The 15491-nt window shown below is 71.3% G+C and carries 14 protein-coding genes and 1 pseudogene; 10 read left to right on the plus strand and 5 right to left on the minus strand.

The features are described 5' to 3' along the window. The 6 genes and pseudogenes from B2W79_RS16590 to B2W79_RS16615 all read left to right on the plus strand — a co-directional run. Window positions 1-537, plus strand: a pseudogene (locus B2W79_RS16590) (F0F1 ATP synthase subunit beta); the annotation flags it as partial. A 2-nt stretch (window positions 538-539) separates the two neighbouring features. Further along, window positions 540-800 carry a F0F1 ATP synthase subunit epsilon gene (locus B2W79_RS16595; protein ID WP_025103153.1) on the plus strand — a complete coding sequence of 87 codons (261 nt, stop codon included), beginning with the start codon at window positions 540-542 and terminating at the stop codon, window positions 798-800. A gap of 75 nt (window positions 801-875) precedes the next feature. Continuing rightward, window positions 876-1622: a YaaA family protein gene (locus B2W79_RS16600; RefSeq protein WP_071328373.1), complete on the plus strand. Its 747-nt coding sequence runs from the start codon at window positions 876-878 to the stop codon at window positions 1620-1622. Between the two features lie 138 nt (window positions 1623-1760). Beyond that, window positions 1761-2552 (plus strand): hypothetical protein, encoded by a 792-nt coding sequence (locus B2W79_RS16605; protein WP_071328374.1) that lies wholly within the window; start codon window positions 1761-1763, stop codon window positions 2550-2552. 243 nt (window positions 2553-2795) lie between these two features. Then, window positions 2796-3593, plus strand: coding sequence for a PP2C family protein-serine/threonine phosphatase (locus B2W79_RS16610; protein ID WP_071328375.1), 798 nt, complete (start codon window positions 2796-2798; stop codon window positions 3591-3593). Between the two features lie 57 nt (window positions 3594-3650). After that, a complete protein-coding gene (locus B2W79_RS16615) occupies window positions 3651-6419 on the plus strand; it encodes an FtsK/SpoIIIE domain-containing protein (RefSeq protein WP_292791482.1) in 2769 nt (922 codons plus the stop codon). 38 nt (window positions 6420-6457) lie between these two features. On the opposite strand, the gene B2W79_RS16620 is transcribed toward B2W79_RS16615, so the two are convergent. Beyond that, window positions 6458-7453, minus strand: coding sequence for an asparaginase (locus B2W79_RS16620; RefSeq protein WP_071328377.1), 996 nt, complete (start codon window positions 7451-7453; stop codon window positions 6458-6460). 81 nt (window positions 7454-7534) lie between these two features. Here B2W79_RS16620 and B2W79_RS16625 point away from each other — a divergent pair, with 81 nt between their 5' ends. After that, window positions 7535-8032, plus strand: coding sequence for an OsmC family protein (locus tag B2W79_RS16625; protein WP_292791485.1), 498 nt, complete (start codon window positions 7535-7537; stop codon window positions 8030-8032). 9 nt (window positions 8033-8041) lie between these two features. On the opposite strand, the gene B2W79_RS16630 is transcribed toward B2W79_RS16625, so the two are convergent. Beyond that, on the minus strand, window positions 8042-8821 hold the full coding sequence (locus B2W79_RS16630; protein WP_292791488.1) for a lysophospholipid acyltransferase family protein: 780 nt from the start codon (window positions 8819-8821) through the stop codon (window positions 8042-8044). 124 nt (window positions 8822-8945) lie between these two features. On the opposite strand from B2W79_RS16630, the gene B2W79_RS16635 reads away from it, so the two are divergent. Both B2W79_RS16635 and dxr read left to right on the plus strand, forming a co-directional pair. Then, window positions 8946-9908, plus strand: a complete 963-nt coding sequence (locus tag B2W79_RS16635; RefSeq protein ID WP_071328380.1) for an FKBP-type peptidyl-prolyl cis-trans isomerase — start codon at window positions 8946-8948, stop codon at window positions 9906-9908. A 43-nt stretch (window positions 9909-9951) separates the two neighbouring features. After that, window positions 9952-11034, plus strand: a complete 1083-nt coding sequence (gene dxr / locus B2W79_RS16640; protein WP_071328381.1) for a 1-deoxy-D-xylulose-5-phosphate reductoisomerase — start codon at window positions 9952-9954, stop codon at window positions 11032-11034. A gap of 12 nt (window positions 11035-11046) precedes the next feature. Here dxr and B2W79_RS16645 read toward each other — a convergent pair whose 3' ends face one another. The 3 genes from B2W79_RS16645 to B2W79_RS16655 all read right to left on the minus strand — a co-directional run bounded on the left by B2W79_RS16645 (window position 11047) and on the right by B2W79_RS16655 (window position 14106). Beyond that, complete coding sequence (locus B2W79_RS16645) at window positions 11047-12663, minus strand: Mur ligase family protein (protein WP_071328740.1); 1617 nt, start codon at window positions 12661-12663, stop codon at window positions 11047-11049. Window positions 12664-12754: 91 nt separating this feature from the next. Next, a complete protein-coding gene (locus B2W79_RS16650; RefSeq protein ID WP_071328382.1) occupies window positions 12755-13429 on the minus strand; it encodes a YcnI family protein in 675 nt (224 codons plus the stop codon). A 92-nt stretch (window positions 13430-13521) separates the two neighbouring features. Then, entirely contained in the window at window positions 13522-14106 is a 585-nt protein-coding gene (locus tag B2W79_RS16655; protein ID WP_071328383.1) for a hypothetical protein, read from the minus strand. A 66-nt stretch (window positions 14107-14172) separates the two neighbouring features. Here B2W79_RS16655 and B2W79_RS16660 point away from each other — a divergent pair, with 66 nt between their 5' ends. Further along, window positions 14173-15486 (plus strand): M50 family metallopeptidase, encoded by a 1314-nt coding sequence (locus tag B2W79_RS16660; protein WP_143049256.1) that lies wholly within the window; start codon window positions 14173-14175, stop codon window positions 15484-15486. Window positions 15487-15491 lie beyond the last annotated feature (5 nt).

A 15491-nucleotide genomic window follows, 5' to 3' on the forward strand; every position in this document is an offset into this window, starting at 1 on the left:
GGTCACTCGATCACCTCGCTGCAGGCGATCTACGTGCCGGCCGATGACTACACCGACCCGGCTCCGGCCACCACCTTCGCGCACCTCGACGCGACGACCGAGCTCTCGCGTGAGATCGCGTCGAAGGGTCTGTACCCGGCCATCGACCCGCTGACCTCGACGTCGCGCATCATGGATCCCCGCTACTTGGGCGAGGACCACTACCGCGTGGCCACCACGGTCAAGCAGATCCTCCAGAAGAACAAGGAGCTGCAGGAGATCATCGCCATCCTCGGTGTCGACGAGCTCTCCGAGGAAGACAAGATCGTCGTGTCGCGTGCACGCCGCATCCAGCAGTTCCTCTCGCAGAACACCTACATGGCGAAGAAGTTCACGGGCGTCGAGGGTTCGACCGTGCCGCTGAAGGAGACCATCGAGTCGTTCGATGCGATCACCCGCGGTGACTTCGACCACGTCGCCGAGCAGGCCTTCTTCAACGTCGGTGGCATCTCCGACGTGGAGGAGCGCTGGGCGCAGATCCAGAAGGAGAACGCCTGACCATGGCGCTGCACGTCAGCCTCGTCTCCGCCGACGCGGAGGTCTGGACGGGAGAGGCGAGCCTCGTGGTCGCCAAGACCGTCGAGGGCGAGATCGGCTTCATGTCCGGTCACGAGCCGGTGCTGGCCATCCTCGCCGAGGGCCAGGTCCGGATCACCCAGACGGATGGCGCCAAGGTGCTGGCGAACGCGCAGGACGGATTCCTCTCGATGGAGGGCGACGTCCTGACGATCGTGGCCGGCAACGCGGCACTCATCTCCTGACAGTCCTGTACATCGCGTCCGCCTCGACACCCGCCCGGGTGCCGAGGCGGACGCGTCTCTTTTCCCCGAGGTCCCATGAAGATCCTGCTCCCGCCGTCCGAGACCAAGCGCGAGGGCGGTGACGGCGGCCCCCTGGACGTGTCGGTGCTCGCGCTTCCCGATCTCGCTCCGCAACGGGATGCCGTGATCGATGCCCTCGTCGCTCTCGCGGACGACGAGGACGCCGCCCGGCGGGTGCTCAAGCTCAGCGAGCGGCAGCGGGGAGACGTCGCGCACAACCGGGCCCTGCGGACCTCGGCCACGATGCCCGCGGTGGACCGCTACACCGGGGTGCTGTTCGACGCCCTCGACGCGGCGTCGCTGTCGGCTGCCTCCCGCCGTTGGCTGGATGCCCATGTGTGGATCCACAGCGCCCCGTTCGGCCCCGTCGCCGCTCTGGACGCGATTCCGACGTATCGCCTCGCGGCCGGCACGGCGGTGCCCGGGATGGCGCCGCTCCGCCGTCACTGGGCCGAGCCGACGACGGCGGCGATCGCGGCCGACGCCCCCGCGTTCGTCCTCGATCTGCGCAGCGAGGCGTACGCGGCGCTCGGTCCCGTGCCTGACGCGGTGTCGTCGGCGTATGTGCGGGTCGTCACGGCGCAAGGGAGAGCCCTGAACCACTTCAACAAGAAGAGCAAGGGGCTGCTCGTGCGCGCGCTGGCGGAGGATCGTCCGCGGCTGGGCTCGCTCCGCGCCCTGCAGCGGTGGGCCCAGGCGCATGACTTCGTGCTCCGGAACGGTGCGGTGGGCGGCGAGGTCGAGCTGGTCGTCGCCGACTGACGGTCACTCGAGCCCGGCGAATCGCCTCCGGCGGTCGTTGCCGCCCCCTGGGTGCACCGCTACCATGTCCAATGCGAGGCGGGGAGTCTCGTGGTGGGGGACGAAAGCCGTCTCCCCTGACCAGAGAATGTGAGCCTCATGGGTTACGACGACTACGGAGCGGGCTATCTCGGCCTGCTCTTCGCCTACTTCTTCGTCATTCTGCTGATCGCGGTCGCCGGATACGTCCTGGTGTCGCTCTTCTACATGAAGATCTTCCAGAAGGCCGGGGTGCAGGGGAACTGGCGCGCCTGGGTGCCGGTCTACAACTCCATGATCTTCTTCAAGCTCGGCGATCTGAGCCCGTGGCTCGTCCTCTACGGCATCGCGGGTGCCGCCCTGCTGAGCTGGATCGGCATCGGCTTCCTCTTCTCGCTCGCCCTCGGGGTGCTCTCGGTCATCGCGGCGTGGCGCGTGGGCCTCAAGCTCCAGAAGGACGCCGTCTGGGTGGTCCTCTACGTCTTCCTCTCCATCGTGTGGCTCGGCATCAACGCCTTCGACAAGTCGCGCTGGAACCCCAACATCCAGCCGGCTTCCTGGGCGGGCAACGCTTTCCTCGGCGACCGCACGGTCTGGGACGGGGTTCCCGTCCAGCCGGCAGCGGTCGCGCCGCAGCAGGGCTACGGCGCTCCGCAGGGGTACGGCACTCCGCCGCAGGGGTATGCACCGCCCACACAGGCGTTCACGCCGCCCGCTGCGCCCGGCTATGCGCCGCCGGCTGCTCCCGCCGCCCCGGCGACGGGCGCGCCGGTCCCTCCGGTGCCGCCGACCACTCCTCCGGCACCTCCCGCAGCTCCGCCCACGACGCCTCCGGCTCCGCCCGCGGCTCCGCCCGCGGCTCCTCCGGCTCCGCCGACCACGCCGAACGACCCCACGCAGCCGCCTGCGTGACGACAGAAGAAGAACCCCTGGTCTCCGGACCGGGGGTTCTTCGCGTCCGTGGTCCCGGCGCGTCCCGGCATGCCGCTAACGTGGAGGCATGAACTCGTCGCACCGGAGGGTCGTTCACGCTCCGCCCTTCGCTCCGCGCCCCGATCACCGCGACCCCGGTGCGGACCAGGAGAGCGAGTTCCATTACGATGTGTGAGTATCCTGCGCCCGCCCCATTCGCCGCAGGTCCATCGGAGGCAGTTCGTGGCTGAGACCAAGACGCACACCGTCACGGTTGCGCATCGTCCGTTGCTGCTGTCCTGGGCCGGGGTGACCGACCAGGGGCGGCGCCGAGAGACCAATCAGGATGCTCTGCTCGCCGAGTACCCGCTGTTCATCGTCGCGGACGGCATGGGCGGCCACGCCGGTGGCGAGATCGCCAGCCAGAGCACGGTCACCCGACTGCGCGCGGTGGTGGACGCCGACGAGGTCTCTCCGTCCTCGATCGAGAAGGCGCTCGCTCTCGCCGTGGACGACATCGCCGGGCACCCCGACACCACCGATGAGGGCACGGGCACCACGCTCACCGGTGTGTACCTGGAAGAGCACGACGGCGAACCACACTGGGTGGCGCTGAACATCGGCGATTCCCGCGTCTATCTCCTGCGCGACGATCGACTCCTGCAGGTCACGACCGATCACTCCGTCGTGCAGGAGCTCATCGCCGCCGGCAAGCTCAGCCCGGAAGAGGCCGAGGGACACCCCTACAGCAATGTGATCACCCGTGCAGTGGGCGCGAGTGAGCTCACGGCGCCGGACTACATCACCATCGACGTGCGCCCGGGAGACCGGTTCGTCATCTGCTCCGACGGTCTCACGAAAGAGCTCACGGACTATGGCATCCAGCACTTCCTCCGGGCCCACGCCGACCCGGCCGAGAGCGTCGATGCGATGCTCGCCGCGGCACTCGACAACGGCGGCCGTGACAACGTCACGGTGATCGTCCTGCAGGTCGACGACCCCGACGACTCCTCCTCCCCATCAGCGGAGTCGGGGGAGTAGCGCTCCGCACCCTGTGGAAGGGCCGTAGCCGCCCGAAGGATGAGCTCCACTGGAGTCATGGACTCCTCGCCTCTGCTCCTCCCGTCCGCGATACCGCCCGCCCGGCGCCGCGCGCTCCCCCTCGTCGCCGCCATCGTCCCGGTGGGCGTGGGCCTGGCTCTCTGGGGCACGACCGGCGCCGTGCATGCACTGTGGTTCGCAGCGCTGGGGCCGCTGATGCTGGGAGCCTCTCTCGTCGACTCGGCCCGCGGCCGACGGCGGGAGCGACGGCTCGATGCCGACCGGGTGAGCGCCGCTTGGAGCGAGCTCGAGGCGGAACTGCAGCGTCGCCATGCACGCGAGCGGGCGCAGGAGGAACGACGCCATCCGGACGCCGCCTCCTGTGTGCGGGATCGCCCGCTGCGCGATGCGCGGCCGCCGGGCGAAGACACCTCGCTCGTCGTGGGACGCGGGTCCCGGGTCAGCACCGTGCGCTGCGAGGGCGGAGACGACGAACGCGCCGACGACTTCCGCCGTCGATGCGGCGTGCTGGATGACGTGCCTCAGGTCGTCCCCCTCGGACGAGGGGTGTGTCTTCGCGGGCCCATTCCTCTCGTACAGGCCGCGGCACGCGGCTTCGTCGTCCAGCTCTGCCTGCGCTTCTCGCCAAGTGTGCTCTCTCTCGTCGTCGGCCCCGACGTGGGCGAGCCGGCCGCGGCGGCGTTTCCGCACGTGCAGCGGGCGCGACGCGGTGGGTTCCGCCTCGCTCTCGCTGCCGAGGCATCGTCGGAGCCGAGTGCTGACGCGGTGATCTGGGTCCTGCCGGCCGGCAGCGACGTGCCGGAGGGGATCACGACCGTGCTCGACATCGAGGAACCCGGTGCGGCGGTGCTGCGCACTCCGGACGGCGTCGTCGAGCTCGACGTCGAGTTCCTGTCGTCCGCGCAGGCGGAGGCGGTCGCGGAGCTGTGCGGCGGGCAGGCGGACGCGGCTCGGGCGGAGGCGTCAGTGGTGGTGCTGCGAGAGCTGCCGCAACCGCCGATGGGCACGGGTCTCCTCGTCGCCCTCGGTCGCGGAGCGCACGGTGAGCCGATGACCGCCGACATCGTCGACGACGGTCCGCACGCGATCGTCACGGGGATGACGGGCACGGGGAAGAGTGAACTCCTCGTCACCTGGGTCGCGGCTATCTGCGCCGGGTGCGGCCCGGACCGGGTGAACTTCCTCCTTGCGGATTTCAAAGGGGGAACCGCCTTCGAGCGCCTGCGGGACCTGCCGCAGGTCGTCGGCGTTCTCACGGACCTCGACGAGACGGAGGCACGGCGTGGCGTCGCGAGCCTAGCCGCGGAGATGCGTCGCCGCGAGAGCGCGCTCGCTGCGGCGCGGGCGCGCGACGTGCAGGAGACCGATCTTCCGCGGCTCCTGATCGTCGTCGACGAGTTCGCCGCGCTGCTGCAGGAGCATGCGGAGCTGGCCGCGGTGTTCACCGACGTCGCGGCGCGGGGCAGAGCCCTGGGGATGCACCTGGTCCTCGGCACTCAGCGTGCCGCCGGGGTCATCCGCGATGCCCTCGCCACGAACTGTCCGCTGCGGTTGAGTCTGCGCGTCGCCGAAGCCGCCGACAGCAGGGCCATGCTCGGCACCTCCGGCGCGGCCGAGCTTCCCGGCGGACCGGACGGCCGAGGTCGCGCGCTGCTACGACGTCCGCAGGACGACGCGCCGCTGGCAGTGCGCATCGCCCTCACCGACGACGACGTCATCCGAGGCATCGGGAAGCGATGGGCCGGAGCGCAGGCATGCCCACCGCCCTGGCAGCCTGCTCTCCCGGTACGCCTGCCGCTCCCCACGCTGATCGAGCACGCAGGGTCCGCGGGGCTGTCCGGCGCCGACTCCCGAGTCGTGCTCGGGCGTGCCGACGACCCCGAGCACCAGAAGCAGCCGCTCGAACTCCTGCGCCCTGGCCGTGAACGTGGCCTGGTCGTCCTGGGCGCCCCGGGAACGGGAAGGACGACGGTCTTGCGGGTGATCGCGGCGCAGCATCCGGACAGCACATGGTTCCCCGACGACCCCGAGGCGGCGGTGGACCTGCTCGCCGCGTGGGCCGAGGGCGAGGTGGCACCACCCGACCTCCTACTCGCCGACGATCTCGACCAGCTCCACGCGGTCCTCCCGCTCGAGGTCGGCCACGAGTTCGTCCAGCGTTGGGAGCAGCTGGTGCGCTCAGCGACCGGCACCACCTGGGTGCTCACGGCAGGCCGGATGACGGGTCCGCTGGCACGGGTGCTGGAGGCGCTTCCGCGGCGCGCTCTCCTGCGGATGCCGACACGCGTGGAGCATATCGCGGCGGGCGGTGAGGTGGCGCACTTCCGGCGCGACCGTCCGGCGGGGCGGGCCATGCTCGGCGATCGAGAGATGCAGTTCGCCTGGGTGGAGGCCTCCGGCGCGCTCCGCCGCAGCGGCGTGCCGGGGCGAAGCACCGCCGCGTGGGTGCCGCAGACGGAGATGGCAGCGTTGGTCACCCCCGGCGCGCCGGCCGTCGTCGCTGCGCTGAAGACGGCACACCCGGAGTGGGACGTGCGTGGGGTGGGTCCGGAGGTATGCGGGACAGGGAAGCCACTCGTGCTGGTGGCGGATGCGGAGACCTGGCAGCGTCACGTGGCCTTATGGCAGCAGGTGCGCTCGCGCGGGGAAGTGCTCATCCGCGCCGAGCGGCCGAGCGAGCTCCGTCAGCTCGTCGGCGTCCGAGCTCTGCCGCCCTACGCGCGGCCGGACGCCGGGCGCGCCTGGTCCGTGATCGGGGACCGCCCGCCACGACGGGTTGTCCTTCCGGCGCTGGGGCGTCGGTGACCCCTCCGTCGGCCGCGGCAGCGTTCGAGGCGGTCTGGTCAGATCCCTGCGCCCGGACGGATGGTGCCGACGCTCGCTCCGCCTCCGTGCACCGTGAGCGGCAGGGCATCACTCAAGGCAGCCACCTCAGCGTCACGGAGCCCGCCCGCGCGAGCCAGCAGAGTCGCGGCGACGATGGTCGACGCGCGAGCGCCGCCGTCCAGCATCTTGAGCGCGACCGTCGTCCCGTTCGGAGCCACCATCACCATGACGCCCTCCGCGCCGCCCTTGGCGAAGACGCCGAGGCGTTCGATCGCGATGGTGTCGGGGCGCCCGGGGCCGTCGATGGTCCAGGGGTTCTCACGGACCGCCTTCACCAGCGAACCGGCCACGCGGTGCAGGGCGAAGGGGGAGCGCTCGGAAGCGGTTCCGATGCGATGGATCGCGCGGGCCAGGCCCGTGAGGGTGAGAGCGTACACCGGGGCGCCGCAGCCGTCGATCGCGGTGTGGGCCATCTTCTCGCCGGTCAGCCGCTCGACGACGTCGCGGATGTGGGCCTGGAGCGGGTGCGCGGGGTCGAGATAGCCGTCGGTCGGCCAACCGGTCGCGATGCAGGCGCGGAGCATGGCGGCGTGCTTGCCGGAGCAGTTCATCCGGACGCGCGCCTCCTGGCCGTGCTCGCGCACCATCTCGTCGCGGGTCGCGGAGTCGCTCGGCCACGCCGGGGGACACGCGAGGTCGTCCTCGTTGAGGCCGCCGGCGGTGAGCATCTCGCGCACGACCTCGGCGTGCCGGTCGGTTCCGGAATGGCTGGCTGTGGACAGAGCCAACTGCTCGCCCTCGAGCACGGCGCCCGCCGTGAGACAGGCGACCGCCTGCACCGGCTTGAGGCTGGAACGCGGGAGGATCAGCGCCTCCGTGTTGCCGTGCCGCGCGACCACCTCGCCTTCGGGGGAGAGCACCACGGCCGCCCCGGCGTGACGCGACTCGATGAAGCCGCTCCGCTCCACGACGGCGAGTTCGACGGAATCCTGAACGGTGAGAGTCTCCAGCACCCGACAACTCTACCGGCGGGTGAGGCTCGCCTCCGTCGAGGACGGAGCCCGGGTGTCGGCGCCGCCTGACAGACTGGGATCATGCCAGAGCAGACGACTCCGCGGCCCCTCGGCGAGCACCGGTACGCCCTCACCTCCACCTGGACGGGCAACACCGGAACCGGCACGAGCGGCTATCGCGGCTACCGCCGTGATGTCACGATCGAGGTCGAGGGGAAGCCGGAACTGCTCGCGTCGTCCGACAAGCCCTTCCGTGGCGACCCGTCGCGCTGGAACCCGGAGGACCTCCTGCTGGCCTCCCTCTCCGAGTGCCACCTGCTGTCCTATCTGCATGCGTGCGTGACGGCCGGCGTCGTGGTCGTGTCCTACCGCGACACGGCGAGCGGCGTGATGCGCGAGAACGGCACCGGCGGCGGGTCCTTTGTCGAGGTGCTGCTGCGGCCGGAGGTCGTCGTCGCCGAGGCGTCAATGATCGAGGCGGCCGAGCGGGCGCACGCCCAGGCGAACGAGTGGTGCTTCATCGCCAACTCGGTCAACTTCCCCGTCCGGCACGAGGCGACGGTGACGGCCGCCGGCTGAGCGAACCGTTCAGCGGCGCTCGTGCGGGAGCGCCTGCTTGATCTTCTCGATCGTGTTCTGTGCGGGCGCCTCGTTGTAGGTGCCCGCGAGCTCCTGTCCGGAGAGGGCATGGATCGCGGACATGATCTCGTCGGTCGCGAGTCGGCGTGCGCGACCGCTCGTGGCCGGTCCGTGCGGGGACAGATCCAGGGGCTCCCCGAAACGCACGGTGATCCGCTCGGAGAGCGTGGGCATCGTGGCTCCTACCGGCATGACCTTGTCGGTGCCGATGAGTCCCACAGGAACGACAGGGGCGCCTGTCTGCAGGGCGAGGAACGCCACGCCCGTGCGGCCCTTGTACAGCCGGCCGTCGGTGGAGCGGGTGCCCTCGGGGTACAGCGCGACGGCGAGGCCCTCGTCGAGGAGCTGACGCTGCAGGTCGAGGGCGTCGAGAGCCGCCTGGCCGGCGCCGCGGCGGACCGGGATCGCACCGATCGACTCGAAGAACGTCTTGGAGGCCCAGCCCTTCAGGCCGGTGCCCTCGAAGTAGCTCGACTTGGCGAGGAAATGCACGGGACGCGGGGCCGCCACGGGGATGGCGATGGAGTCGATGAACGACAGGTGGTTGCTGGCGAAGATCACCGGGCCGGTGGTGGGGACGTGTTCGCGTCCTTCGATGTGCGGCCGGTAGACGAGCCGGGCGAGCGGGGCGATGAGGCTGCGGCCTAGGGCGTAGGTGAAGCCGGCGTGCCGGGGCTTCGGGGAATCCTCTGAGGGGGTTTCGGGGTCCACGGACTGCTCAGAGCTCATCAGAGCAGGCTACTCCCGGATCCATGCCGACGTGGGAATGAAGACTCGCGCCGCCGCTTCCCAGCGCGAGCAAAGGGCGATGAGGCAGGATGGAAGCTCCCGCCCGCGATCGTGAGGTCTTTCTGTGCGCACCCGTCCGCTGCTCGTCCTGTCCACCGTCGCTGCGGCGACCCTGCTGCTGGCGGGCTGCTCCGGGAACGGCGATCCGCAGAGCACCTCCTCTCCGGACGCCTCCGGGTCGAGCCAGTGCCTCGTGAACGCGAAGGCCGGCGACACCTCGGACGCCATCGAGGTCGACGGCGAAGGCCTCGACGCCAAGATCACGGTTCCCGCCGATGCGGAGTTCGCGAACGTCGAGCGGACCGTCGTGTCCGAGGGCGACGGGGACGACCTCGCGGCGAACGACCTCGTCTCCGTCCAGTACCAGATCGTCGATGCCGCCAGCGGCGACGTGGTCGACTCCTCGGCGCGTGGCGAGGACGGCACGCTCCCCGTGCTCCTCGACCCGAACCAGTCGTCGCTGTTCGTCGCCGCGCTGGAGTGCGAGCCGGTCGGATCCCGCGTCGTCCTCGCGATCCCCGGCAGCGCGCTCGGTGAGGGCCAGAGCAACATCGTCGTCTACGCGGAGGCCGTCGACCGACTCCCCGAGGTCGCGACGGGTGAGCCGGTCGAGCCGACCGCCGGCATGCCCGAGGTCGAGCTCGACGACGACGGCAAGCCGACCGTCACGATCCCGGACGGCGACGCGCCGGCCGAGACGAAGGTCTCCGTCCTCAAGCAGGGCGACGGTGCGACGGTCGCGTCCGGCGACCTCGTGGTCGTCCAGTACCTCGGCGTGAAGTGGTCCGACGGCGAGGAGTTCGACTCCAGCTGGAGCCGTGACGCCGCCCCGGCGCAGTTCCAGACCACGGGGGTCGTCGCCGGCTTCCAGAAGGCGCTCGAGGGGCAGAAGGTCGGTTCGCAGGTTCTCGTCGTCATGCCGCCGTCCGACGGCTACGGCGCGAGCGAGGGCCACGAGCTGCAGGACGAGAGCCTCGTGTTCGTCGTCGACATCCTCGCGACGACTCCGGTCCAGCCGCAGCAGTAGCCGCCGTCTCGGACGGCGCAGACACGTGTCCTAGGCTGGCGTCATGCGTCGCGTCATCATCCTCGGCTCCACCGGTTCCATCGGCACCCAGGCGCTGGATGTGATCCGCGCCAACCCTCGACGCTTCGAGCTCGTCGGTCTCGCCGCGGGGTCGAACGCCGCGATGGTGTCCGAACAGGCGGCGCAGTTCCAGGTGGAGCACACCGCTCTCGGCGCGGCGGAGGCGGAGCAGCTGGTCCGCGACGTCGAAGCCGATGTGGTGCTGAACGCCATCACCGGCTCGATCGGTCTGGGCTCGACGCTGGCTGCGCTGGAGGAGGGGCGGACGCTCGCCCTGGCGAACAAGGAGTCGCTGATCGTCGGCGGCGATCTCGTGCTGGCCGCAGCAGCCCCCGGCCAGATCGTGCCGGTGGACTCCGAGCACTCCGCTCTCGCGCAGGCCCTGCGCTCCGGCACACACGACGAGATCCGTCGGCTGGTGGTCACGGCCTCAGGCGGGCCCTTCCGCGGGAAGTCGCGCGACGAGCTCACCGCCGTCACGCCGCAGGATGCGCTCGCGCACCCGACGTGGAACATGGGACGCACGGTCACCACGAACTCCGCCACGCTGGTCAACAAGGGCCTCGAGGTCATCGAGGCGCACCTGCTGTTCGACGTGCCCTACGACGACATCGACGTCGTCGTGCACCCGCAGTCGGTCGTGCACTCCATGGTGGAGTTCATCGACGGATCCACCATCGCCCAGGCCTCTCCGCCGGACATGCGGCTGCCGATCTCGCTGGGCCTGGACTGGCCGCACCGGGTGGGTGGGGTCGGTCGGCCGTTGGACTGGACCACCGCCACGTCGTGGACGTTCGAGCCGCTCGACGACGCCGCCTTCCCCGCGGTGGCGCTCGCGAAGGCGGTCGGACGTGTCGGAGGCACGTTCCCCGCGGTCTACAACGCCGCCAACGAGCAGGCCGTGGACGCGTTCCACGAGGGACGCCTGCCGTTCCTCGGCATCGTCGACACCGTCCAGCGCGTCGTGGACGCGCACGACGCGCCGGATGCGCTGACCGTGGAGTCGCTCGCAGCGGCGGAGGACTGGGCGCGGCGGAAGGCCGATCAGCTCATCGCCGCCGCCTGACGCGACGCGGGCTCAGTCCTCGTCCGGGTACGGCACGGGCCAGCGCGGCTCCGGCACCGGCCAGCCGGCGGCCTTCAGTGCACGCCGGGAGAGCTCGCGGGCGGAGTATGGCGTCCGCACCCCGCGGATGTCGCGGTAGTCCTGGTGCCCGGGGCCGGCCCAGAGGATCGCGTCGCCGTCGCCGACGAGTCCGACGGCGGCCACGATCGCGGCCTCCGGCGGGGAGTACTCGTGGATCTCGGCGTCAGGCCGGGCGCGACGCGCGCCCTCGACGAGGGTCGCGCGGATCGACGCCGGGTCCTCGAACCGCGGGTGATGATCGGTCACGACGAGGATGTCGCTGCCCTCCACCGCGGTGCGGGCCATGTCGAAGCGCTTGCTGGCGTCCCGGTCTCCGTCGGCGCCGAACAGCATGAGCACCTTGCCGGGGGTCACCCGTCGCACGGCCGCCAGGGTCTTCTCGAAGGCGTCGGGCGAGTGGCCGAAGTCGACGAAGACCGCCGGTCCTCGCGCGCCCGAGACGAGCTGGGTGCGGCCGGGCAGATAGGCGTGGATGCCGCCGTCACGCTGCAGGGCTTCGACGATGCGATCCCACGCATAGCCGCCCTCGAGCAGCATGACGATCGCGAGCGCCGCGTTCGCCGCCATGTGCGGACCGATCACCGGCACCGTCGTGGTGAGGGTGCCGGCCGGTCCCGTCATCGTGAACGTCGTGCCGGTCGTCCGCTCGTCGTCGATGACGACCACCCAGTCGGCCTGCGTCGCCGCGTCGGCGTCGGCCGCGATGGAGGGTGTCCCGACGGTGACGACGGGGATCTCGGAGCGTTCGACGACCAGGGCGCCGGAGGAGGAGTCGAGGCAGACGACGCCGCGCACGGCACGATCGGGGCGGAAGAGAGGCAGCTTCGCCTCGAAGTACTCCTCCATGTCCGCGTAGTCGTCGAGGTGGTCGTGGCTGAGGTTGGTGAACCCCGCGACGTCGAATCGGATGCCGTCGACGCGGTGCCGGGACAGGGCCTGGGCGCTGACCTCGACCGCGACGGCCTCGACCTCGCGCTCGCGCATGAGCGCGAGGAGGGCGTGCATCTCGGAGGCCTCGGGGGTGGTGAGCCGCGAGACGATGACCTCACCCGCGATGTGCCGTTCGGCGGTGGAGGAGAGCCCGGTGACGACGCCCATCTGGTCGAGGATGCCCTCGAGGAGGTGGGAGACGCTCGTCTTGCCGTTCGTTCCGGTGGTCGCGAACAGGAGGGGGAGCGGATCCTCCGCGCCCGTGCCGTACACCCAGGCGCTCAGCGCGCCGAGCACGCCGCGGGGATCGTCGACGATGAGGATCGGGAGACCGGCGTCCGCGGCGATGTCGGCACCCGCCTGGTCCGTGATGACCGCGACGGCTCCCTTCTCGGCGGCGGTCTTCGCGAAGTCCGCGCCGTGGCGGTTCACGCCGCGGATCGCGACGAACGCCTCGCCGGGACGCAGGTCGGCCGTGGCGAGGGTGATGCCACTGAGAGCGACGCCCTCCACGTCGCCACGCACGGAGCGGGCGAACAGCGAGGCGAGTTCGGACAGCTCGCGCCGGGGCGGGTTCGCCGGGCGGAGCACGGGGGGCAGGGTCGGCTGTTGTTCCATCGACATGTCGTCTCCATGTTCTCACGACGGCGGTGTCAGCTCGGGCGGGTCGGTCCGCCGCGCGCCGGAGTCGGGCGCGGCGGACCGGGGATCAGGCGCGGCGGCGGAACGCGAGCACCGCGACCACGAGCGCCGCGACACCGGCGAGGAGGCCGCCGGCGCCCAGGGCGATGCCCAGCGCGTCGTCGCCGTCGTCCGCCGTCGCGGGCTGCGGCGCGGCGCTCGAGCCGTGACCGTCCGCGGCGCCGTCCGTGACCGTCACGACAGGCGCAGGCGAGTCGAGGTCGTGGGGGTCCTCACCCTTCTCGGCGAGCTGCGTCCACTCGGTCGCGCCGTCCACGCACTGCTGGACCACCGGGAAGGCGAGCGACTCGGGCGTGTCCTCGTCCAGGCCCACCGACATGCTCACGGCACCGCGCAGGTCAGTCGGCACCGGGGTGAGGGCGGTGTACGTGACGGCGCTCACGAGACCGTCGTCGCCGCGCTCGACCTGGATCGTCCAGTCGCCGTCGAGCGTCGGGGCGACCGAGGCGAGGCCGTCCGGCATGGTGATGCGCAGGGCCGTGGTGGGCGAGGTGCCGCAGCCGTGCGAGAACGAGAAGGTCAGCACGCCGTGGTCGCCCGCGGCGAGCTCGTCGGGGCTGACGCTGACGTGCGCCCCGGCCATCGCGGGCACGGCGAGGGCGAGGGCGAGTCCGCCGACGATGCCGGTGGCTCCGAGGAAGGCGCGGCGCGGACGACGGGGACGGATGGTGGTGTTCGACATAGGGTCTCCAGATGCTCGTGTGCGGGCGCGCCGGAACTGCGCAGCCCGGAAGAAAGGGCCGTCGAACGGGGACGGCCGGATCGAGGGACGGCTCAGCCGCCGACGAGCACCGGAGGACCGCGTCGCGAGACCACGGCGGTCGTCGCGACGTCGAGCGGAGGGAGAAGAGCGGAGCGCAGCGGACGCGGGGGTGCCGGAGGCGTGGTGGCGGGTGCCGTCCCGCGTCGGAGAGCGGCCAGGAACCAGCGGGCGATCGTACGCAGCACGCTCTCGCCATGCCACAGCAGCACCGTCGTCAGCAGGGCGGCTGCGAGGTGGGCCGACAGCATCAGCGCTCCCGGCCCTGGGGTCGGTGACAGCGGGCCGAGCGCGCTCAGGTCGAGGTGGTGGGAGTGGGCGCCGAGGCCGGGGGCGTCTCCGGCGGTGGGAGCACCCAGAAGCTGGAAGAGCAGGTGGAACGCGCCCTGCGCCAGGATCACGGCCACCGCGACCCGCGCGCGCGACGACCGCTCGCCGACCACGGCGGCGGAGAAGGGCACGAAGAGCGCGGCGACGGCGGCGATGAGCAGCGGGTGCGGGGCGGCGCCGCCGGCGAGCGTGTGCGAGACGGCCGCGAGGAGTGTGGCGATCGCGGACACGGCGGCGGCGCGGAGGAAGCGCAGCTGCCGGGACGTCATCGTGCCAGCCTAGCGACGCTGCGCGAGCCGGGCGGATTCCTAGGCGGCGGGCAGTAGCGTGGGCCTGTGGAATTCCTGCTCTATCTGGGCGGCATCGTGTTCATGCTGATCGGCCTCGGCCTCTCGATCGGTCTGCACGAGGTCGGCCACCTCGTCCCCGCCAAGCTCTTCGGCGTGCGTGTCGGCCAGTACATGATCGGCTTCGGGCCGCGCCTGTGGTCGAAGCGGATCGGCGAGACGGAGTACGGCTTCAAGCTGCTGCCCCTCGGCGGGTTCATCTCGATGTCGGGCATGTATCCGTCGTCGAAGGACAGCGGGCCGGCGTCCGGGGCGTTCCGCACGCTCATCCAGGACGCGCGCTCGGCCAACGACGAGACGATCGCGGAGGGCGCGGAGGACCGGGTCTTCTACAAGCTGCCGGTGTGGAAGCGCGTGATCGTGATGCTCGGTGGACCGCTCATGAATCTCCTGCTGGCCGTGGTCATCTTCACCGTCCTCGTCAGCGGGATCGGTGTGCAGCAGGGCACCACGACGGTCGCGGCGGTGAACGAGTGCGTGGTCCCCGCATCGTCGACGGCGACCGAGTGCGGGGCCGACGATCCGGAGTCACCCGCCGCGGCGGCCGATGTGCAGCCCGGCGACGTCCTCGTGTCCATCGACGGGAAGCCGGTGTCGACCTTCGCCGAGGCCACCGCCATCGTCCAGGCCTCACCGGGCGAGCCCCTCGCCCTCGTGGTGCGCCGGGACGGCACCGAGCGGACGCTCACCCTCACACCCATCGCCGCGGAGCGCACCCTCACGGATGCGAGCGGGCAGCCGGTGCTCGACGACGACGGCGAGCCCGTCGTGAAGGAGGTCGGCTACGCGGGGATGATCGCGCAGATGGGCTACGTGCAGCAGCCGCTGACCGCCGGCCCGCAGCTGGCGGCGGATACCGTCGCGCGGGTCGGCTCGCTGATCGTGACGCTGCCGGTGCGGCTGTGGGACGTCGGGGTCTCGCTGGTGACGGGTGGCGAACGCGATCCGAACGGTCCGCTGAGCGTCGTCGGCGTCGGACGCCTCGCGGGCGAGGTGGCCGCGACGGACGCTCCGGTGCTGAACCGCTTCGCCGTGCTGCTCGGCCTTCTCGGCTCGCTCAACGTCGCGCTCTTCGTCTTCAACCTCATCCCGCTGCTGCCGCTCGACGGCGGACACATCGTCGTCGCGCTGTGGGAGGGGGTCAAGCGGGCGTGGGCGAAGCTCTTCCGACGGCCGCCGCCGACGCCGGTCGACGCCACCAAGCTCGTGCCGCTGACCGTCGTCGTCGCGACGCTGCTGATCGCGATGGGCGCGCTCCTGCTCGTGGCCGACCTGTTCAACCCGGTCAAGCTCCTGGGCTGAGCGGC

Source organism: Microbacterium sp. UBA7513 (genome assembly GCF_002478345.1).
Taxonomy (GTDB): Bacteria; Actinomycetota; Actinomycetes; order Actinomycetales; family Microbacteriaceae; genus Microbacterium.